The sequence below is a fragment of the Krasilnikovia sp. MM14-A1004 genome (assembly GCF_047159485.1).
In the GTDB taxonomy this organism is placed as follows: domain Bacteria; phylum Actinomycetota; class Actinomycetes; order Mycobacteriales; family Micromonosporaceae; genus Actinoplanes.
The window spans coordinates 6,922,030-6,940,879 of sequence record NZ_AP038773.1 but is presented as its reverse complement, the minus strand read 5'-3'; the positions used below and the strand labels follow the sequence as shown (position 1 = coordinate 6,940,879).

23 protein-coding genes and 1 tRNA gene are annotated in these 18,850 nt (G+C 68.4%); 20 read left to right on the top strand and 4 right to left on the bottom strand.

Annotated features, from left to right (window positions below; all coding sequences use genetic code 11):
* Positions 1-222 precede the first annotated feature (222 nt).
* Complete coding sequence (locus ACMCNN_RS30385; RefSeq protein WP_412743883.1) at positions 223-603, top strand: hypothetical protein; 381 nt, start codon at positions 223-225, stop codon at positions 601-603.
* Positions 603-1,094 carry a hypothetical protein gene (locus ACMCNN_RS30380; RefSeq protein WP_412743882.1) on the top strand — a complete coding sequence of 164 codons (492 nt, stop codon included), beginning with the start codon at positions 603-605 and terminating at the stop codon, positions 1,092-1,094. The genes ACMCNN_RS30385 and ACMCNN_RS30380 overlap by 1 nt, the downstream gene beginning before the upstream one ends.
* A gap of 121 nt (positions 1,095-1,215) precedes the next feature.
* On the opposite strand, the gene ACMCNN_RS30375 is transcribed toward ACMCNN_RS30380, so the two are convergent.
* Both ACMCNN_RS30375 and ACMCNN_RS30370 read right to left on the bottom strand, forming a co-directional pair.
* On the bottom strand, positions 1,216-2,127 hold the full coding sequence (locus tag ACMCNN_RS30375) for a GNAT family N-acetyltransferase (protein WP_412743881.1): 912 nt from the start codon (positions 2,125-2,127) through the stop codon (positions 1,216-1,218).
* On the bottom strand, positions 2,124-2,888 hold the full coding sequence (locus ACMCNN_RS30370) for a GntR family transcriptional regulator (RefSeq protein ID WP_412743880.1): 765 nt from the start codon (positions 2,886-2,888) through the stop codon (positions 2,124-2,126). Before ACMCNN_RS30370 ends, ACMCNN_RS30375 begins: the two co-directional genes overlap by 4 nt.
* A gap of 369 nt (positions 2,889-3,257) precedes the next feature.
* Between ACMCNN_RS30370 and ACMCNN_RS30365 the strand changes: the two genes are divergently transcribed.
* From ACMCNN_RS30365 to ACMCNN_RS30300, 14 genes are all read left to right on the top strand, one after another.
* Positions 3,258-3,503, top strand: a complete 246-nt coding sequence (locus ACMCNN_RS30365) for a DUF6284 family protein (protein ID WP_412743879.1) — start codon at positions 3,258-3,260, stop codon at positions 3,501-3,503.
* Entirely contained in the window at positions 3,503-3,655 is a 153-nt protein-coding gene (locus ACMCNN_RS30360) for a hypothetical protein (protein WP_412743878.1), read from the top strand. The genes ACMCNN_RS30365 and ACMCNN_RS30360 overlap by 1 nt, the downstream gene beginning before the upstream one ends.
* The gene (locus tag ACMCNN_RS30355; protein ID WP_412743877.1) at positions 3,652-4,485 is read left to right on the top strand and encodes an ABC transporter permease; all 834 of its coding nucleotides are present in this window, start codon (positions 3,652-3,654) and stop codon (positions 4,483-4,485) included. The genes ACMCNN_RS30360 and ACMCNN_RS30355 overlap by 4 nt, the downstream gene beginning before the upstream one ends.
* Complete coding sequence (locus tag ACMCNN_RS30350; protein ID WP_412743876.1) at positions 4,482-4,670, top strand: hypothetical protein; 189 nt, start codon at positions 4,482-4,484, stop codon at positions 4,668-4,670. The genes ACMCNN_RS30355 and ACMCNN_RS30350 overlap by 4 nt, the downstream gene beginning before the upstream one ends.
* A 104-nt stretch (positions 4,671-4,774) precedes the next feature.
* Complete coding sequence (locus ACMCNN_RS30345; RefSeq protein WP_412743875.1) at positions 4,775-4,945, top strand: hypothetical protein; 171 nt, start codon at positions 4,775-4,777, stop codon at positions 4,943-4,945.
* The gene (locus ACMCNN_RS30340; RefSeq protein ID WP_412743874.1) at positions 4,945-5,181 is read left to right on the top strand and encodes a hypothetical protein; all 237 of its coding nucleotides are present in this window, start codon (positions 4,945-4,947) and stop codon (positions 5,179-5,181) included. Before ACMCNN_RS30345 ends, ACMCNN_RS30340 begins: the two co-directional genes overlap by 1 nt.
* Positions 5,181-7,331, top strand: coding sequence for an FtsK/SpoIIIE domain-containing protein (locus ACMCNN_RS30335; protein ID WP_412743873.1), 2,151 nt, complete (start codon positions 5,181-5,183; stop codon positions 7,329-7,331). The genes ACMCNN_RS30340 and ACMCNN_RS30335 overlap by 1 nt, the downstream gene beginning before the upstream one ends.
* 153 nt (positions 7,332-7,484) lie before the next feature.
* On the top strand, positions 7,485-7,739 hold the full coding sequence (locus tag ACMCNN_RS30330) for a hypothetical protein (protein WP_412743872.1): 255 nt from the start codon (positions 7,485-7,487) through the stop codon (positions 7,737-7,739).
* The gene (locus tag ACMCNN_RS30325; protein ID WP_412743871.1) at positions 7,736-8,005 is read left to right on the top strand and encodes a hypothetical protein; all 270 of its coding nucleotides are present in this window, start codon (positions 7,736-7,738) and stop codon (positions 8,003-8,005) included. Before ACMCNN_RS30330 ends, ACMCNN_RS30325 begins: the two co-directional genes overlap by 4 nt.
* The gene (locus ACMCNN_RS30320) at positions 8,005-8,901 is read left to right on the top strand and encodes a hypothetical protein (protein ID WP_412743870.1); all 897 of its coding nucleotides are present in this window, start codon (positions 8,005-8,007) and stop codon (positions 8,899-8,901) included. Before ACMCNN_RS30325 ends, ACMCNN_RS30320 begins: the two co-directional genes overlap by 1 nt.
* On the top strand, positions 8,898-9,209 hold the full coding sequence (locus ACMCNN_RS30315) for a hypothetical protein (RefSeq protein WP_412743869.1): 312 nt from the start codon (positions 8,898-8,900) through the stop codon (positions 9,207-9,209). The genes ACMCNN_RS30320 and ACMCNN_RS30315 overlap by 4 nt, the downstream gene beginning before the upstream one ends.
* Positions 9,210-9,239: 30 nt before the next feature.
* Positions 9,240-11,195, top strand: a complete 1,956-nt coding sequence (locus ACMCNN_RS30310) for a DUF3987 domain-containing protein (RefSeq protein WP_412743868.1) — start codon at positions 9,240-9,242, stop codon at positions 11,193-11,195.
* A 332-nt stretch (positions 11,196-11,527) separates the two neighbouring features.
* A complete protein-coding gene (locus tag ACMCNN_RS30305) occupies positions 11,528-11,716 on the top strand; it encodes a helix-turn-helix transcriptional regulator (protein WP_412743867.1) in 189 nt (62 codons plus the stop codon).
* Positions 11,713-13,110 (top strand): tyrosine-type recombinase/integrase, encoded by a 1,398-nt coding sequence (locus ACMCNN_RS30300; RefSeq protein ID WP_412743866.1) that lies wholly within the window; start codon positions 11,713-11,715, stop codon positions 13,108-13,110. Before ACMCNN_RS30305 ends, ACMCNN_RS30300 begins: the two co-directional genes overlap by 4 nt.
* Before the next feature lie 155 nt (positions 13,111-13,265).
* Here ACMCNN_RS30300 and ACMCNN_RS30295 read toward each other — a convergent pair.
* Positions 13,266-13,350 (bottom strand) — tRNA-Ser (locus ACMCNN_RS30295).
* A gap of 242 nt (positions 13,351-13,592) precedes the next feature.
* Here ACMCNN_RS30295 and ACMCNN_RS30290 point away from each other — a divergent pair.
* The gene (locus ACMCNN_RS30290; RefSeq protein ID WP_412743865.1) at positions 13,593-15,434 is read left to right on the top strand and encodes a ricin-type beta-trefoil lectin domain protein; all 1,842 of its coding nucleotides are present in this window, start codon (positions 13,593-13,595) and stop codon (positions 15,432-15,434) included.
* Positions 15,435-15,543: 109 nt separating this feature from the next.
* Positions 15,544-16,518, top strand: a complete 975-nt coding sequence (locus ACMCNN_RS30285) for an NAD(P)H-quinone oxidoreductase (RefSeq protein ID WP_412743864.1) — start codon at positions 15,544-15,546, stop codon at positions 16,516-16,518.
* Positions 16,519-16,521: 3 nt separating this feature from the next.
* Here the strand turns inward: ACMCNN_RS30285 and soxR are convergent, their stop codons facing one another.
* Entirely contained in the window at positions 16,522-16,959 is a 438-nt protein-coding gene (gene soxR / locus ACMCNN_RS30280) for a redox-sensitive transcriptional activator SoxR (protein WP_412743863.1), read from the bottom strand.
* Between the two features lie 49 nt (positions 16,960-17,008).
* Here soxR and ACMCNN_RS30275 point away from each other — a divergent pair, with 49 nt between their 5' ends.
* Positions 17,009-17,695 carry a transketolase gene (locus ACMCNN_RS30275; RefSeq protein ID WP_412743862.1) on the top strand — a complete coding sequence of 229 codons (687 nt, stop codon included), beginning with the start codon at positions 17,009-17,011 and terminating at the stop codon, positions 17,693-17,695.
* A gap of 2 nt (positions 17,696-17,697) precedes the next feature.
* Positions 17,698-18,576 carry a transketolase family protein gene (locus tag ACMCNN_RS30270; RefSeq protein WP_412743861.1) on the top strand — a complete coding sequence of 293 codons (879 nt, stop codon included), beginning with the start codon at positions 17,698-17,700 and terminating at the stop codon, positions 18,574-18,576.
* Positions 18,577-18,850 lie beyond the last annotated feature (274 nt).

Sequence of the window (18,850 nt, the reverse complement as noted above, 5' to 3'; positions counted from 1 at the left end):
AACTGAGACCAGTATTGAGACCGCTGCCCCTGCGGCGAGCGAGGCCACCTGGGGGTGACTCTGTGGCCGATATCGGGCTAGTAGCCTAAAATTGTGACGTAGAGTACATGAAGGTGTCAGGGAAGGCAATGAGGCGTGCTGTCTGCATGACGACACGAACGTATGACCAAAGTTGGGTAACTTTCGCCTTCCGGACGCCGATATACCGCTAAAAGGTGGGGTGTGGGCAAGGGCAGAAAAGCCGTAGTCCAGGACTTGGCAGACGAGCCTGAACTGACGCAGTTTGGGCAGGAGGGCGAGGAGTTCCACAACCGGCTTCGTGTAGCGATCGGCGAGATCGAGATGTCTCTAATCCTGGGACGCCAGACGCCGATGGCTGCTGCGTTGTTGGTCACGAAGACCGTCCAGCCGGGGGCCGCCGCTCGGTACACGACCGTCGGCCGGTTGCGGGCAGTTGGCTTCGAGGTGCGGCATTCGCCTACACCTGGCAACCCTCTGCATGTGTCGGTCTACCCACCTAGTGACTCTGAGGGTTTCAAAGAGTGGGACGATGCTATGGCGTCAACGTTCGACCAGTGCTTCACTTGCGCCGGGGAGGACTGATGAGTAGCGGTGTGATGCCGGAACTCGGCAACTTGGCTTGGGCTCCGCTGGCGGCTGTGGAAGAAGTAGAGATCTTCGATCGGTATAACGGCGTTCCGACGCTCGGGGTGTTCCGGAGCGGGGGCGAGGCTCACTTGTTCTGGCGCGTGGTGGGCTACACCGGCGACATTTCACTCTGGTTGTACGTTCCGCTTTCGGCGGAGGATGAGCGGAACGTCGACGACGATGAGGGTCCTGGGCTGCTTGATGGCATCGTCTTTCGCTCACCTCGGTCCCGATACGCCACTGTCGGCGTTACAAACCTCCACCGGCTAATATTTGAGCGGGAATGGTCAATACCCGCCAACATGGGGCAATCTGAAGTGGTTCGACCGCTGACCGAACATGTGTTGGAGTCCTTGGCCCTGGCATTGCAGGCAGATCTTGCCGCCTCTCGGCGAGAGGCATATCAGAAGGCAGAAACGGCCGTACGGCAACTCGCTACCTGTTGAGTCCCTTCGCCATGTCCCAATTGTTAGCTTTCGTAAGAAGCGATCCACGGTGAATCTAGGCAACGGATTGTCGAAGTAGAGCGCCAGATTCCTTCTGTAGGCACCTGTCCGGGACTCGTGGCTACGTAGTGACGGCTAGGGATCGGCCCGGCTTGACCACTGCCATTCGCACGCTGCATGGCTTTCGATCGTCGTGGGTCAGGACGTACCTCGCGTCGGGATCGAGCCGCCGCAGGCACTCAGTCACGCGGCCAGCTGCCTGCCAGGGCGAGCCGGGTTGGCTGCTGTCGAGCAGCCATCCGTTCTCCACGAAGCGGAAGCGGTACCGGTATCCCGGCACCACCAAGAGCGGTCGAGGACCGAGCTGCGGATACTCGACTGCAAATTCTGGCACTTGGTGTATGTGGCACGGTCGCCAATTTCCCGCGGTATCGACCGAGTCGCCGGGGACGGACATAGGTGCGTCGAGAGTTGGAATCTGTGGGATCTCCGACAGGCGCGAACGCGTTGCTCCACTGAGCGGCTGGGCCAAAGTCTGGAATAGTGCACCTGAGTAACGGCCCGGAACGTCGACGGTTCGAAGGTAGGTCCAGCCCCGATCGCGGTAGTACGCATGCAGATCCGGGTTGCTCTTCCAAGCATCGAGTCGCAACCAATTGCACCCGAACCGGTACGCGTGATCTCCTGCCCATTCCAGCAGCAGCCTGCCTAGCTCATCGCCCGCGCGGGCTCGTCGGACATAGAGCTTGGAGACATAACCGGCAGGTTCCGCCAGTTCATCAGGAGTCCAGAAATCCGCGTCGCCGTCGATTTCCACCGTGACGGTGCCGATGAGGGTGTCTCCATCACACAGGAACCAAACGTCTCCCCGCTCTAGAGAAGGCCGCATCTTTGTGCGCCACTTCTCCCATGTGGACCACTGGTCTAGTCCCCGGCTGCGGAGCCAGTTCACGCCCTCGGCAAGTAGCTCGAATACCGTCTCAAACTCATCGGGTCGCGCCTGCCGGATAGTAAAGGTGTTCAGGGCACTCACTCCCATGCGCGTTCATACACGATCACGTGACGATCCCCCGGCAGGACGTTTGACGTACAACGCACGGGCCGCCCGTCCTGGGTGTATCCCGTGACGTAATGCAGGGCGACAGGTGTTCCAGCGCCCAGGCTCAAGCGTTGTGCTTCATCGGGCGTAGGCATGCGGATGAAATACTCATCAATCGCCCTGGCTTGAGGATGTCCGAGATCGGCTAGGTATTGATTCGTTCCCTGTGCAATGTCAGCCGGTGACATGATTTCAGAGTCGCGAACGATGTCCAGCGGGAAGTGTGAGTCGTTTGTATTCACTGGCTCGCCATTAATGAAGCGAACCCTCCTGCGCGCTACGACTAGCTCGCCTTCGGCCAGTTCGAGGCGCTTTGCAATCTCGGCCGGGGCCTTGATGAGTGACACCTCGATCGTCTGCGATGGCACCCGACCTTCCGCAGTGATCTGCTGGCAGTAGCGGTCCATCTCAGGCGTCGCCGGTTGGGGCCGCGATTCCGCCTGCGGCCGATACACCATGTGCTCAAGCTGCCTGACGAAGTGACCATGCGGACGCCGCGAGACGACCAGGCCCTCGGCTACGAGCGCGCCCAGGCCGTTGCGGACTGTCTGACGCGCAACGCCGAACTCTTCGGACAGCTCCTGTTCGGTGGGCAGCTGCTCCCCAGGCGCCAGCGCGCCCGAGGTGATGCGGTCGCGCAGGCTGGCCGCGATCCGCTGGTACGCGGGGAGGGTGGCGCCTCGGAAGGTGTTCACGCATCAGTTCTACGCGTCTGACCTGCGAATGTCTAGTCAATGTGGTCAGCCCTCTTGACGCCTCGGCATGACTCGTGCCACTCTCGGCTCAACGAACAGATTGTCTAGTCAATCTGGTCATCCTGTTCGGGCCGCCGAAGGTCGCCGGGGAAGGCGGGGCGCGTCAGCGTCACGCACGCCTACGAGCCGTCGTGTCGGACTGCACGTTGAGAACTGAATTCAGTGGGTCGCGCCTCCCCGTAGCAACCGCCGAAAAGGTCGCCGCGCACGGCTCAGGTCCGTGCATCCGCCCCTGCTTCTTGCTGGTCGGCGCGGCTGTAGCCGCATCGTGCTGCCGCCGCGCCGACCTCCCACCGTGGAGGAAACACCGTGAGGAAGCTCCGCCGTACCAGCGATGAACCCACCGTCGCCGAGCTGGCCGCGATCGAGGACGAGTGGCCTCTGATCGAGGCCGAGCTGGACGTGGTCAACGCCGAGATCGCCATGCTGTACGCCGCTGATCGTGGCGGCCCGACCGTTCTGGACTGGCGCCGTCTGCGCCGGGCCGAGGCCCGCGTCACCCGCGTCGCCGCCGAGCTGGCCGCCAACCCTGCCGCCCGGAAGGCGGTGGCCTGATGAACCTGCGCAAGGCCGCCGGGCTGATTGCGTTGGCGTTCGCGGTGTTCTACGCGATCAGCAACCCGCACAACGCCGCCAACGCCGTTCATGCGATCGCGTCGGGGCTGGCCTCGTTCGCCTCCGACCTCGCGAACGGAGACGGCCGATGACCGCGACCACGCTGTCCCGCAGCGCCTATCCGACCGCCGTCGACGACCTGATCCCCCTGGCCTGCGCCTACACAGCCGAGCTAGGCAAGGCCCCGACCCGCAACCAGCTCATGAAGCGGTTCCGGATCGGCGCGCCGAAGGCAAACCTCGTGCTCGCCGCCCTGGCCGAACCCGAACCCGCGCCGCCCGAATCGATTGTGTGGGTGGAGGACGAGGCGCAGCGGGTCTTCGGCCAGGCCGAGCCGCTACGCATCACCGACGTACGCGGCCCGGAGTTCGGCACACCGCCGTTCGCTCCAGCCCCTGACAACACACCCGAACCGCCCGCACCTGACGACATCACCACCGCCGAGCAGGTGACGGAGCAGGCCGCGCCGGTCCGGCGGCCGGTCACCTGGCCGGTGCTGATCCTGTGCTTGCCCGCGTTCGTCGCGATCTGGGCCGGGTGGGTCGAGATGGGACGGCTCACCGGATTCGGCAAGGTCACCCTGCTGCCGGGGATCGCGGATGGCTTCCAGGTCGACACCGCGATCACCCTGCCGATCGGCGTCGAAACCTACGCCGCCTATGCCCTGTGGGTGTGGCTGTCCGGCCGCGTAGTGGGGGAGGCGCGCCGGTTCGCGAAGCGCTCCGCCATCGCCTCACTCGCCCTGGGCGGGCTGGGGCAGATCACCTACCACCTGATGACCGCCTGGCACTGGACGGCCGCCCCGTGGCCGATCACCGCGCTGGTCGCGTGCATCCCGGTCGCCGTGCTCGGCATGGGCGCCGCCCTGGCCCACCTCATGCACGCCCACCTCACCACCCACCGAACAGGAGAGCCGTCATGACCGAGCCCCGCGAGGTGTACCGCGTCAACGAACTCGCCACCCTGCACATCAACCTACGCCTGCTCGCGGACTGGGCCGACGACCGGCTCAACGACGACTACGACCGGCAGTACATCGCCGAGCACATGACCGCCGTCATCAACGCCCTGCTCGCGCACCAGCCCCCGCCCCGGCGCCCGTTCTGAGTTCGCCCGGCGGCACGGCCCTCCGGCTTCCCAACCTCGCACCGCGCCGCCGGTCCCACCCCTTCGATCCCGCTCACGCGGGGTCTCACAGAGACAGGAACCCCATGCTCCCGCACCCACGCACCGCAGTCGTCTGCGCCCTGATTCCGGTCACCCTGCCGTGCCGATGCACCGTCACCGTCACCTCCGGCGGTGAGCTGGGCCGCTGCCCGGCAGGCCACGACCAGGACTACCCCCAACACCTCGACCGCCGCCACGGATCGGAGCACCGCTGATGGCTGACGCCCCGTGCACCCGATGCCCGGCCCTGCACCGGCACATCGCCGAGCTGGAGAAGCGGAACGCGTTCCTTCGTCACCTGCTCGGCCAACTCCTCGGCGGGGTCCGCTCCACGCTCGCGTTCATCGCCGCCGAGCAGGACACCCCGAGCTTGCCGCGCCGCCACCAGCTCCCCGCGATCCATGCCCGCCTGACCCATGTCGCCGAGCAAGCCGAAGGGATCCGAGTCTGATGACCACCACCCCGACCCTGACCCCCGACGACGAGCCCGAACGCTACCTGCGACTCGTCCCCACCACCGACGCTGCCGGGTCCGGCACGCTCGTACCCACCCCGGACGCCGAAACCGTGCCCGTCGGTGAGGTCATCGAGGGTGTGCCCGTCGACGCAGAGGACATCCCGGTCACGACGACCTGGGCGACGTTGACGACCCGCCCCCGGATCCCGATCTGGCCCGCCTGGCTCCGGGATCGCCGGGAGTTCCGTGCCCAGGTCTACGTGGCCGCTGACCTCGCCGGATACACCCTCGCCTTCTACCTAACCCGCTCACCGAAGTACCTCGCCAAGACCCTGTGGTACGCCCCCAAGGGCCTGTTCCGCACGATCGGGAAGGTCGTGCGCTGGGCGAGTGCGGAGGAGGGAAACTGGGCGCTGCGGCAGCACGCGGCGAACGCCAACGACGCTTACACCTGGCAGTCCCTCAACCGCACCCGCTCCAAGGAGTCCAAGGGTCGCTGGTGGCTGGTCCTCCCTGCCACCATCGTCCTGGCCATCACGTTGCTGGTCCTGGCCGCAACCGACACGGTTCCGCGGCTTGGCTGGTGGGCCGCGCTGGCCGCGCTGGTCGTGGTGATGGCCCGAGTTGGCCGGCCGATCGACACCCCGATCATCGACCGCGTCTCCAACGGGCCGAAGTTTACCAAGCTCACCGCCGAGATGGTCCGCTCCGCCTTCACCAACCTCGGCATCGCCGCGATGAAGGATCCCGCCTCGATCGCGTTCAAACACCCCGGCATCCACCGCGACGGACCCGGCTGGTTGGCCCGCATCGACCTGCCCGAGGGTCTGGAAGCCGTCAAGGTCCTCGAACGCCGCGGCGCCCTGTCCTCGGCATTGCGCCTGCCTGTCGACCAGGTATGGCCCACCCCCGGCCCGGACCATGCCGGGCAGGTCGACCTGTGGGTCGGCTACAAGCCCGCCAGCAAGATGGGCAAGCCGCGCTGGTCGCTGACCGACGACAATGCCCGCACCAGCTATTTCGAGCTGACCGAGTTCGGCTACGACCAGCGCCTCCGGCCGATCAAGGCACAGGGATTCGGCATGAACTACCTGATCGGAGGAAGGCCCGGCTCCGGCAAGTCCTTCGCGGGCCGGTCGCTGGTCACCACGTTCCTGCTCGACCCCACCGTCGAAGTCAAGATCGCCGAGTACAAGGGCACCGGCGACTTCCTCGACATGGAACCGCTCTGCTCCACCTACGTCTGCGGCCTCGCCGACGAGGACATGGCCGCCGGACTCAACATCCTGAACTGGGGCCTGGCCGAGGCCGAACGACGCGGCAAGCGCATCAAGGACGCCTACCTGCGCGGGGAAGCACCCGAGCGGAAAGTCACTCCGCAGTTGGCCGCCAAGCCCGGATCCGGGCTGCACCCGATCGTCATCGTCATCGACGAGGCCCACGAGCTGTTCGGCGACTCGACCGTCGGCAAGGAAGCCGGGCTGGCCGCCGAACGCCTCGCCAAGCGGGGCCGTGCCCTGGCGATCACGCTGGTCATCATCACCCAGATCCCCGACAAGGACAGCCTGCCCACCGGGATCACCCGCAACATCGGGATTCGCTGGTGCCTCGCCGTTCCCGACCAGGTCGCCAACGACATGATCCTCGGCACCGGCGCCTACAAGCGCGGCATCACCGGCACCATCTACCGGCCCGGCATCGACGCCGGATGGGGCGTCCTCACCGGACTGGCCGAACCCACCTCCGTCCGCAACCACTTCCCCGACCACCGGGAATCCGGCCGCATCATCCGCCGCGCCATCGCCCTGCGCCAGGGCGTCGTGGTCGGCGGGGACAACCTCCCCGCCGCCCGTGATCTGCTCGCCGACCTCCTCGAAGTCGCAGCGAGCAACGGCCAGCACTGGGACAAAGCCGCACCCGCGCTGACCGAGCGGTGGCCCGAGGCATACCCGGCCCTCACCCAGGACGCGCTGTCCGAGCTGGCCCGCGCACAGCACCTCGCGTCGGTCGACGTGAAAGTCGCCGGACGCAACCGCAAGGGCTACAAGGTCCCCGAACTCCGCAAGCTCATCGCCGACCGCGACACCGCCACCCGAGCCGCCGACGCGGGCGACGTTGAGAGGCCGTCCGATACGGACAGTTAGGTAGCGGTTGAGGTAGCGGCAGGCAGGCAGGTAGCGGCAACGCTACCCGTGCCGCTACCTCCCTCCACTAACCCCTGCCTGCGACGACTTTCCGCAGGTAGTGGGTAGCGCCATGCCGAAAACAGGCCCCAAACCCGCCCCTGGAGGCATTCCGTGACCCCCCTGCTCGCCGCTACCACCCTCGCCATTGGTTACGCAGCGTTGTGCTGGGCGCTGCCGTTCGGCCGCTGCTGGCGCTGCAAGAAGACCGGCAGCCACCCGCGCCTCATCACCCGACGACTGCGCACCTGCCGCCGCTGCAAAGGCTCCGGCCTCCGACTGCGCTACGGCCGCCGCACCTACAACTTCCTCGCCCGCATCCACCACGACGCCACCACCGCCCGCACCCGCAACGGAGCAAGCCGATGAGCGCCCACACCGGATGGTGCGTCGCCGACCACCGCTGCGACCACGCCGAACACCGCTCCGACGACATCACCGTCACCCTCCCCGGACTGGGCCGGGCCGTCCTCCACCGCGTCCGCGACCAGCGCGGCCGCGAGTACGGCGAGATCCGCGCCCGCATCCGCCTCGGCCGCGACGAGTACACCGCCCGCGTCCAGCTCCGCACTGCCCTGACCGACCTGCGGGCCCTGCTCTCGCGGGCCGCCGACTTGGCCCGGAGGGCTGCCTGATGCCTCATGCAATCGCCCCGACGTTGCGGTTGCAGTCCTGCGGCGCAGGGGTGCAATCCACGGTCCTCGCCCTGATGGCCGCCGAGGGCCTACTGCCTCGCCTTGATGGGGTCGTCTTTGCCGACACCGGTTGGGAACCCGCGCAGGTGTACGCCCAGGTTGACCGCCTTGCCGCGGTCCTGGCGGATGCGGGTATCCCGATGTACCGGGTGTCCGCGGGGAACCTGCGTACTGACTCGCTCGACCCGACCCATCGGTTCGCCAGCGTGCCGTACTACGTGCGCAACCCGGACGGCACCGACGGGATGGGCCGCCGCCAGTGCACCGCCGAGTACAAACTCAAGCCGATCAACCGCAAGGTGCGGGAACTGCTCGGCGCCGCCCCGCCCCTGTACCGGAGGGTTCCGGCCGGCCGGGTGGCCGAGCAGTGGATCGGCTTTTCCACCGACGAGATCCACCGCGTCTCCGACCATGACCGGCTCTCGTATGTCCGTAAGCGGTACCCGCTACTGGAGCTGGGCATGTCCCGCAAAGACTGCCTGCGCTGGCTCGTCGCCCGCGGCTGGGGGAGCACCGTCAAGAGCGCGTGCATCGGGTGCCCGTTCCACGGCAACGCCCAATGGCGCGCCATGCGCGACCAGCACCCCGACGAGTGGGCCGACGCCATCGCCTTCGACACCGCGATCCGCAAGGGCGGCGCCCGCGGCCTGCCCCTGCACGGCCAGGCATTCCTGCATCGCTCACGGATACCCCTGGCGCTGGCCCCGATTGACCGGGTGACGCGGGGGGAGTGGGCCGACCGGTCGCCGGACATCTTCGACGCGCTCGCCGAGCTGGGCGACCCCGACGGCTGCTCACCCTACGGATGCCGCTCGGGAGCGGCGGTAGCCGCATGAGCGACATCGAAACGCTGCCGCTGTTCGGCGAACCCGACCGGCCCAACCTGCCCGCCCCGCCGAAGGTCACCGAGGTGCGGTGGGCCAGCTACCACCCCACCAACCGCGTGCAGTGCACCCACTGCGTCCAAATCGTCCACGCCCGACACGGACACGGCCGTCTCGACATCCGCACTGCGACCCGCCGCCGCACCAGCCACGACGGTGAACTCCTGCTCTGCGCCCTACACGCCGACGCCAAGCACACCGCGGACGTCGCCGCCGGGCTCGTACCCGCCCCGAAACGACCGGCACGCCGCCGTCGCTAACCACCCGCCCTGCTGCAAAGGAGGAAACCCGTGGCCCAGTCCGCCGGGTACGACCTGGCCGCCGAGCAGGCCGTCATCGGAGCCGCCCTGCTCGCCCCACACCTGATGGCCGAATTGGCCGCAACGATCGCGCCCGGCGACTTCTACCGGCCCGACCACACCGTGTTGTGGCAGGCGATGACCGCCATGCACGCTGCCGGTACCCCAACCGATCCGATCACCGTCACCTCCCACCTGGCCGAGACCGGCGACCTCGCCCAGGTGGGCGGGGCACCCTACCTGCACACCCTCACCGCCGACCTCCCATCGGCCGCCAACGCCGGGCACTACGCGCGGATCGTCGCCGACCTGGCGAAGCGGCGAAAGGTCGCCGACCTCGGCACCCAGCTCGCGCAGCTCGCCACCACGGGCGCCGACGCAGCCGGACTGCTGGCGACCGGACGGGCGCTACTCGACGACGCGGCAACGCCGGGCGGGTGGGCGCCGCTGATCCCGCTCGGCAAGGGCCGCCACCTTCCCGTCTTCCCGGCCGAGCTGCTACCGACCTGGCTGGCCGAGCAGGTGTTCGCGGTCGCCGAGTTCACCCAAACGCCCCTCGATTTGGCTGGGAGCCTCGCCCTGGCCTGTCTGTCCACCGCCGCCGGGGGCCGGGTCGTTGTGGAGGTGCGCGGGTCGTGGCGTGAGCCCACCAACCTGTACACGGTCGTGGTGCTGCCGCCGGGGTCGCGGAAGTCGGCGGTGTTCGCCGCGATGGTCGCCGCGATCCTGGCCGCCGAGAAGGCCCTCATCGCCAAGACCGCACCCGCGATCATCGAGGCCGGGATCAGCGCCAAGGTCGCCGGTAAGGCCGCCGAGAAGGCCGCGCTCGCGGCGGCGAACGCGGACGCGTCGGGGCGGGACACGCTGGTCGCCGAGGCCACCGCCGCCGCGATGAACGCCGAGGCCATCACCGTGCCGGCCGAACCGCAGTTGGTCGCCGACGACGTGACCAGCGAGACCGCCGCGTCCCTGCTCGCCAAGCAGGGCGGACGCCTCGCCGTGCTCTCCCCGGAGGGCGGGATCTTCGCCACCATCGCCGGGCGCTACTCCGGCACCCCCAACCTGGAGGTGTTCCTCAAAGGCCACGCCGGGGACCTGATGCGCGTCGGCCGCCTGTCGCGCGAGGCCGAACACGTCGACCACCCCGCCCTCACCATGGGCCTCGCCGTGCAACCCGAGATCCTGCGCGACATCGCGGGAATGCCCGGCTTCCGCGGCCTCGGCCTGCTCGCCCGCATCCTGTTCGCCCTGCCCGAGAACACCGTCGGACGCCGCAAGATTGGCGCCGACCCGATCCCCGCCGAGGTCGCCGAGGCGTACCACGCCAGCCTCAAGGCCCTGGTGTTGTCGCTGGCCGACTGGACCGACCCGGCCGTGCTCGTGCTCACCCCCGACGCCAACGAGCTGGTGCTCGATATCGAACGCCAGGTCGAACCCCGGCTCGCCCCCGGCGGGGCGTGGGCGCACATCGTGGACTGGGGCAGCAAGTACACCGGCGCCGTCGTCCGCATCGCCGGGCTACTCCACCTCGCCGAACACCTGCGCGACGGGTGGGAACGACCGGTCAACGCCGACACGGTGGAACGCGCCGCGATGATCGGCGACTACTACGCCGCCCACGCCCTCGCCGCGTTCGACGACATGGGCGCCGACCAGCACACCCGCAACGCCCGCACCATTCTCGGCTGGATCGAACGCACCGGCACCCGTGCCTTCACCAAACGCGAGGTGTTCCGCGCGCTCAAGTCATCGCAGATCCCCACCGCCGCCGACTTCGATCCGCCCTTGGCCGTTCTGGAAGCCCACGGCTACCTGCGCCAGCTCGACCCGCCCGCATCCAGCAAGGCCGGGGGTCGCCCGCCCTCACCCAGCTACCTCGTGCACCCCGACGTCCACCAACCGGCCGCCCCCGTGCACCCGCTCGGCGGCACCCGGAGGACCGCATGAGGGCTCTGCCAGAACTGCCACAACCGCCACAACCCCCCACCCGCCGAGGTTCTGGCAGTTCTGGCAGTTCTGGCAGACAACCTCCATGCCCAACCGGACCAGAGGCCACCGCGCAAGAGCCGACGCCCTCAGAGCCACACAGCGGGTCCGGCCTATCGCCTGTTACCGGGCCACCCCGGATCTTGACTCTGCGGCGTTCTCAGCGGGCCGGTAGAAGTCCGCCTCCTGAACCGGCTGCCACACCGTCCACCCCAGACTCCCGACCGTTGAAAGCCCGCTGTCGCAACCCTCATCCGCCCTGGAACCCCTCGCCAGTGGGAGGCCGCACCCCGATGGCACGCAACTTCCTGACACTCGCTGACTTCCTCGACGAACTGGACGTACCCCGGTCGACCTTCTTCCGTTGGAAGGCGCTCGGCCAGGCACCTCGCACGTACAAGCTGCCCAACCGCCAGATCGTCATCCGCCGCACCGACTTTGAAGCGTGGTTGTCGACCCGAGAGGAATCGCAAGCCGCATGAGCACTTATGACGTCCGAATCTGGAATATCCAAGAACACAAGGGCAAGGACCGGAAGACCGGTAAGCCCCGCAGCACATACCGACTTCGCTGGGTCGTCGCGGGCCACGTGTTCGGTGACCGCTTTCAGACCAAGGCACTCGCGGAGAGCTTTCGGGCGAAGCTCGTCACCGCGCAGCGGGAAGGAGTGGCGTTCGACGAGTCGAGTGGGCTGCCCGAGCCGATGGCACGGGAACTCAACACCCGGACGTGGTACGAGCACGCCATGGCCTTCGTCGACATGAAGTGGCCCCGCTCGGCCGCCGCGCACCGCAAGAGCATCGCTGAGGCACTGACGTACGTGACCACAGCACTCCTGACGGGCAGCCGTGGTGCACCGAGCGACCCGGAGATCCGACGGGCGCTCTACTCCTGGGCGTTCAACAAGGCGCGGCGGGATGTTGGGCCGCCCCCGGATGACCTGGCGCCCGTGATTCGGTGGATCAGCGCCAACACCGTCAATCTCGGCGACCTGCAGGACGCTGCTCTCGTCCGGAAGGCGCTCGACGCGTTGGCGCTGCGCTTGGACGGACGGTCCGCCGCGGCGAACACCGTGGCGCGCAGGCGAGCCGTGTTCTACGGCGCACTTCGGTACGCCGTTGAGCTGCGTCTCCTGGGGTCACATCCGATGGACTACGTGCAGTGGAGCGCACCGAAGTCCACCGATGAAGTGGATCGGCGGTCCGTGGTCAACCCGAGCCAGGCACTCGCGTTGCTTGCTGCCGTGCAGGACAAGGCGCCGAAGCTGGTCGCGTTCTTCGCCTGCATGTACTACGCCGCCTTGCGGCCTGCTGAGGCCCTGCATCTTCGGGTCGATGACTGCGAACTGCCCGAGAGCGGATGGGGGATGTTGCGCCTGTCGGGATCGACTCAGTACGTCGGCTTGGACTGGGGCAATGACAGTTCAGCCATTCGCGAGGACCGCGAGTTGAAGCATCGGGCCAAGACAGCGGTCCGCCCGGTCCCCGCGCCGCCGCCGCTCGTGAGGGCGCTGCGCTGGCACATTGCCGAGCACGGGCACGGCGCGGACGGACGCCTGTTCGTCACGCAGGGGATTGGGCAGCACTCGGTGTCGAAGGAGACGTACGCGCGGGTGTGGCGGCAAGCCCGGCTGGTCGCGCTCACGCCCGCACAGCAGCGTTCTCCGCTGGCCAAGGTGCCATATCACCTGCGGCACGCGGCCGTGTCGCTCTGGCTCAATGCCGGCGTCCCCGCGACCCAGGTCGCCGAGTGGGCGGGGCACAGCGTGCACGTCCTGCTCAAGGTCTACGCGAAGTGCATTGAAGGGCAGGACGAGGCGGCTCGTCGCCGGATCGAGGCAGCGCTCAACCTGCCCGACGATCAGGCGGATGGGTGACGGGCGCCCATAGGTTCGTGGTCGCACTATGGTCGCGGCGAGCGAGCCGGTACGGATCCGACTGAGATCGAGTGAGACTCGCCGATCAAACAAAAGAGGCCCCGTTGGCCAGCGTTTGCGCTGGCCAACGGGGCCTCTTTCGTGATCAGGAAGTGCGGAGGGCGTGGGATTCGAACCCACGATGAGTTTCCCCATACCGGTTTTCAAGACCGGCGCCATCGGCCACTAGGCGAGCCCTCCCGAGCGGTGCCTCCCAGTTTGCCAGACGGCCGCACTCGGCTCACACGGCCTCCTGCCCGGCAGCCCGCCGCGCCGCCTGCCTTTGACGAAACTTATTTTAAGTCATTGAAAAGACACCTGAACTGCGGAAACAGCGGCTCGACGAGAGGTGAAGCTGTTGACATGACATTGACGACGGTGTTAATTCTCGCTGCGTACCTATCCGGTCAGGCCCCCACCTCCGGTCAAGGGAGATCCCCGCCATGTCCCCCATCAGCAGGCGGCTCGTGGCCGCCACGCTCCTCACCGCCTCAGCCACCCTCATCCCCACGCCGCCCGCGCTCGCCGCGAACGAACAGGTCCGCGTCTACCTCACCACCACGAGCGACAGCGCCGGGCGTACGGTCACCCGCGGTCTGCAACCGCAACCGTCCATCACCTTCACCGGTGGAAGTGGCGCCGCGAACCAGACCATCACGGTCAACGAGAACGCGACGTACCAGCAGTTCGAGGGCGCGGGCGCCTCGATCACCGACACCGCCGCCTTCGACATCCGCGGCAGCGGCGCCCTCTCCCCGGCTACCCAGAACGACGTCATGACCAAGCTGTTCGACCCGGACGCGGGCATCGGCGTGAGCGCTCTGCGCAACGTCATCGGTTCGTCGGACCTGGCCCAGAGCAGCTATGCGTACGACACGACGTGCTGCGACCTCAACGACTTCTCGCTCAACCGCGACGCGGACATCATGGCGTTGACCAAGCAGGCGCGGGTCCTCAATCCGGCGCTGTTCGTGATGGCCTCGCCGTGGTCGGCGCCGCCGTGGATGAAGGACAACAACGCCTACAGCCAGGGCTGGCTACGAGCCGAGTACTACGGCACGTACGCCCAGTACTTCGTCAAGTACATCCAGGGCTACCAGGCCCAGAACATCCCGATCCGGTACGTGACGGAGCAGAACGAGCCCGGCTGCTGCCCCGGCTACCCGTCGATGCAGTGGAACGCCTCCGGGCTGGCCTCCTTCGCCAGGACGGACCTGTTGCCCGCGCTGCAGAACGCCGGCCTGAACACCAAACTGCTCATCGGCGACTGGAACTTCGACACGTACGACGCGTGGGTGTCGCCCCTGATCAACGACAGCGAGATCCGCAACCACCCGAACTTCGGGGGCATCGCCTGGCACGACTACGGCGGCGACCCGGCAATCGAGTCCACAGTGCACGGGCTGTTCCCCGGCGTGAACCAGTACAACACCGAGCACTCCGGTGGCACCTGGGTCGGTGACCAGCATGCCGAGGACATGGGCGACCTGGTCGACTATTTCCGCAACTGGGGCCGTAGCTGGACGAAGTGGAGCATGGCGGTGGACGAGGCCATGGGCCCGCACAACGGTGGTTGCGGCACCTGCACCGGGCTGGTCACCGTGCACCGCAACGACGCCCGGCGCGGCCAGGTCGACTACACGATCGAGTACTACACGATGGGGCACCTGACCAAGTTCGTCCGGCCCGGCGCGGTCCGGATCGACTCCACCGCGAACGGCGCCGTGCCCAACGTCGCCTTCCGGAACCCGGACGGCTCGAAGGCGCTGATCGCGTACAACACCACCGGCGGTGCGCAGACCGTCAAGGTGAACTGGGGCGCACAGAGCTTCACGTACGCGCTGCCCGCCCGCACGTCGGCGACGTTCACCTGGACCGGCACGCAGTCGGGCGACGGCACCGGCCGTACCGGGCAGGTCGTCGGCTTCGGCGGCAAGTGCGTCGACGTGGCCGGGGCGAACGCGGCGAACGGCACGCCGGTGCAGCTGTACGACTGCAACGGGACGGCCGCGCAGAGCTGGACGCTGGCCGCGGACAACTCGGTCCAGGCGCTCGGCAAGTGCCTGGACGTCACCGGCGGGGCCACCGCCAACGGCACCAGGATCCAGCTGTACGACTGCAACGGCACGAACGCGCAGAAGTGGACCGCCTCGAACGGTGCCCTGGTCAACACCGGCTCGGGGACCTGCCTCGACGCCACCGATGTCAGCTCGGCCAACGGAACCCGCCTGCAGATCTGGTCGTGCACCGGCGGCGCGAACCAGCAGTGGCAACTCCCGGCATGATCTGACCGCGACCGGCGCGGGCTGTCGGCATCGCCGGGCCCGCGCCGGCCACCGGCGCACGACTGGCGAAGAGACGGCCGCTGTCGCACGGATCGGGCAGAGTGGACCCATGCACGCCATCGTGATCCAGACACCGGGCGGTCCCGGCGCACTCGAATGGACAGAGGTTCCCGATCCGGAGCCGGGTCCGGGCGAGGTCGTCGTGGACGTCACCGCCGCCGCCGTCAACCGGGCCGACGTCCTGCAACGGCGGGGCCACTATCCGCCGCCGCCGGGTGCTCCGCCGTACCCGGGGCTGGAATGCTCCGGCGTGATCAGCGCGACCGGCTCCGGCGTGGCCGACCACCGGGTGGGCCAGCGGGTCTGTGCCCTGCTGTCCGGCGGCGGCTACGCGCAGCGGGTCGCCGTGCCCGAGGGGCAACTGCTGCCGGTGCCGCAGGGCCTGTCGGTGCAGGAGTCCGCGGCCCTGCCGGAGGTGGCGTGCACCGTGTGGTCGAACGTCGTGGACGTCGCCCGGTTGCGCAGGGGCGAGACGCTGCTGGTGCACGGCGGTGGTGGCGGCATCGGCACGTTCGCGGTCCAGCTCGGGGTGGCCCTCGGCGCCCGGGTCGTGGTGACCGCCAGGGCCGCCAAGCACGAGCGGCTCCGCGCGCTCGGTGCCGACCTGGCGATCGACTACACCGACACGGATTTCGTCGCGGCTGTGCGGGACGCCACGGACGGCCGCGGCGCGGACGTCGTGCTCGACATCATCGGCGGCGCCTACCTGGGCCGCAACATCGACGCGTTGGCGCCCGGCGGCCGGATCACGGTGATCGGCCTGCAGGGCGGGCGCACGGGGGAGCTGGACCTGGGCGCGCTGATGGCGAAGCGGGGCACGGTCGCCGCCACGACCCTGCGGGCCCGTTCGGTGGCGGACAAGGCCCGGATCGTCCGCGGGGTGCGCGAACAGGTGTGGCCGCTGGTCGACGCGGGGGCGATCCGCCCGATCATCGACCGTACGGTGGCGATGAGTGACGCCGCCGAGGCGCACCGGCTGATGGAGGCCAGTGATCACCTGGGCAAGATCCTGCTGTTGCCCTGAGGGTCAGTCGGCGGACAGGAGCTTGCGTGGCCCGGTGCCCTGCTCGCTCAGCAGGTCGCTCGGATTGACCAGCTTGCAGCGCTGCAGCGACAGGCAGCCGCAGCCGATGCATCCGGAGAGCTGGTCGCGCAGGCGTTCCATGAGCGAGATCCGGTCGTCGAGGCCCTTGCGCCAGCGGGCGGACAGCCGCGCCCAGTCGGCCTTGGTGGGGGTGCGGTTCTGGGGCAACGACGCCAGTGCCGTCCGGATCTCGTCGAGGGAGACACCGACCTGTTGGGCGATCCGGATGAACGCCACCCGGCGCAGCTCCGCGCGCTCGTACCGGCGCTGGTTGCCGCCGGTACGGGTGGACCGGATCAGTCCCTCGCGCTCGTAGTAGCGCAGCGCGGACGGGGCCAGGCCGCTGCGGGCCGCCATGTCGCCGATGGTGAGCAACTCCACGCCGGGTATCCCTTGAGTTGAAGTGAACTTCACCTTGCAGGCTACCCGCATGACCGTCATCGCGGAGCGGGTCAATCCCGCACGACAGCTCGTCACCCGTCTCGTGGGGGACGAGAAACACGCGCCGAGTGCGTACTCCACGCTGGAGGTGCTCTGGGTGCTCTACGACCGGGTATTGCGGGTCAGCCCGGCCACGGCCGACGAGCCGGACCGGGACCGGTTCCTGCTCTCCAAGGGGCACGGGCCGGCCGCGTACTACGCGGTGCTCGCGGCCACCGGGTTCATCCCGGTGAGCTGGCTGGACGATCTGGGTGGCCGGAACAGCCGGCTGGGCCTGCACCCGGACCGGACCCTGATCCCGGGCGTGGAGATCGGCTCCGGTTCGCTCGGCCACGGCCTCGGGCTGGCCGTCGGCACCGCGCTCGGCCTGCGTGCCCAGGGCTTCCTCGACACCCGTACGTACGTACTGCTGGGCGACGCCGAGCTGGACGAGGGCGCCAACCACGAGGCGATCGCGTACGCGTACGCGGCGCGCCTGAGCGGGCTCACCGCGATCGTCATCGACAACCAGTCCGCCACCCACGGCTGGCCCGGCGGTATCGCCGGCCGGTTCGTGGGCTGGTCCGCCTCCGTAGTGGACGGCTACGACCACGATGCCATCGCCCACGCGTTGACCAGCCACGACGGGTCACGGCCGCACGTCGTGGTCGCCACCGTCGCACCGAAAGGACGCTGACCATGCGGGAGACCTTCGTCGCCACCACGACCGCGCTGCTCGACGAGGACCCGCGGACCGCGCTGGTGCTCGCCGACATCTCGGCGGACGCGTTCGCGCCCGCGCGGCGCCGCCACCCCGACCGGGTGCTCAACGTCGGCATCCGGGAACAGCTCATGACCGGAGTCGCGGGCGGGCTCGCGCTCACCGGCCTCCGCCCGTACGTGCACTCGTACGCGCCGTTCCTGGTCGACCGGGCGTACGAGCAGATCAAGCTGGACCTGGGTCACCAGGACGTCGGGGCGGTGCTGGTCAGCATCGGCGCCTCGTACGACGCGTCGGACGTCGGCTACACCCACCACTCGCCGGGTGACGTGGCGCTGCTCGACACCCTGGACGGCTGGACGGTGCACGTACCGGGGCACCGCGACGAGGTACCGGCGCTGCTGCGTGCGGCCGCCCGCACCGACGACCGTGTCTATATACGACTGTCCATCCAGGAAAACAGTGCGCCGCAGCCGGTGTCGCCACGTCTGCGGGTCGTGCGGCGGGGCCCGGCCGGTGCGCCGCTGGTGCTGGCGGTGGGGCCGATGCTGGATCCCGTGCTGGACGCCGTCGCGGATCTGGGTGTGACCGTGGCGTACACCTCGACTCCCCGGCCGCTGGACGTAGCGGGACTGCGGGCGCTGACCACCGCCGAGATCGTGGTGGTGGAGCCGTACCTGGCCGGTACGTCGAGCCGGGTGGCGGCCGCCGCGCTGGCCGACCTGCCGCACCGGGAGCTCCACCTGGGAGTGGGGCGCGCCGAGACCCGGCACTACGGCAGCGTGGCCGATCAGGCCCGTTCGCATGGCCTGGACCCGGCCGCGCTGCGCGCGTCGATCACGGCGTTCCTCGGCTGAGCGCGGAACGCACGGCACTGTCCGCTCCCGACGAAAGCGTTCTGACCTGCGGTTTTATGTGTGTGTCACGCGAATTGGGGACCGCCCGGAAAGAGTAATTCGCGGAATTCCGCCCATCGGAAACCACATTGTGTGTTCGTCTGGTGCACGAAATGTTAGATGAGTCCGGGTTCCCATTGTCGCCGCTGGACGGCGCGACAACCGCGCGGCCGACGGCCGCGCCCAGCGGGATTCGCGCGAGTGCCCCGGGCCTGCACCGGAGGCAGACTCTGTC

Bases quoted from the DNA above. Each gene is read 5' to 3' on its own strand.
- ACMCNN_RS30305 (WP_412743867.1), top strand. From the start codon at position 11,528: ATGGCACGCAACTTCCTGACACTCGCTGACTTCCTCGACGAACTGGAC.
- ACMCNN_RS30380 (WP_412743882.1), top strand. From the start codon at position 603: ATGAGTAGCGGTGTGATGCCGGAACTCGGCAACTTGGCTTGGGCTCCG.
- ACMCNN_RS30360 (WP_412743878.1), top strand. From the start codon at position 3,503: ATGAACCTGCGCAAGGCCGCCGGGCTGATTGCGTTGGCGTTCGCGGTG.
- ACMCNN_RS30320 (WP_412743870.1), top strand. From the start codon at position 8,005: ATGCCTCATGCAATCGCCCCGACGTTGCGGTTGCAGTCCTGCGGCGCA.
- ACMCNN_RS30335 (WP_412743873.1), top strand. From the start codon at position 5,181: ATGACCACCACCCCGACCCTGACCCCCGACGACGAGCCCGAACGCTAC.
- ACMCNN_RS30340 (WP_412743874.1), top strand. From the start codon at position 4,945: ATGGCTGACGCCCCGTGCACCCGATGCCCGGCCCTGCACCGGCACATC.
- ACMCNN_RS30350 (WP_412743876.1), top strand. From the start codon at position 4,482: ATGACCGAGCCCCGCGAGGTGTACCGCGTCAACGAACTCGCCACCCTG.
- ACMCNN_RS30325 (WP_412743871.1), top strand. From the start codon at position 7,736: ATGAGCGCCCACACCGGATGGTGCGTCGCCGACCACCGCTGCGACCAC.
- ACMCNN_RS30300 (WP_412743866.1), top strand. From the start codon at position 11,713: ATGAGCACTTATGACGTCCGAATCTGGAATATCCAAGAACACAAGGGC.
- ACMCNN_RS30315 (WP_412743869.1), top strand. From the start codon at position 8,898: ATGAGCGACATCGAAACGCTGCCGCTGTTCGGCGAACCCGACCGGCCC.
- ACMCNN_RS30275 (WP_412743862.1), top strand. From the start codon at position 17,009: ATGACCGTCATCGCGGAGCGGGTCAATCCCGCACGACAGCTCGTCACC.
- ACMCNN_RS30345 (WP_412743875.1), top strand. From the start codon at position 4,775: ATGCTCCCGCACCCACGCACCGCAGTCGTCTGCGCCCTGATTCCGGTC.
- ACMCNN_RS30355 (WP_412743877.1), top strand. From the start codon at position 3,652: ATGACCGCGACCACGCTGTCCCGCAGCGCCTATCCGACCGCCGTCGAC.
- ACMCNN_RS30290 (WP_412743865.1), top strand. From the start codon at position 13,593: ATGTCCCCCATCAGCAGGCGGCTCGTGGCCGCCACGCTCCTCACCGCC.
- ACMCNN_RS30285 (WP_412743864.1), top strand. From the start codon at position 15,544: ATGCACGCCATCGTGATCCAGACACCGGGCGGTCCCGGCGCACTCGAA.
- ACMCNN_RS30270 (WP_412743861.1), top strand. From the start codon at position 17,698: ATGCGGGAGACCTTCGTCGCCACCACGACCGCGCTGCTCGACGAGGAC.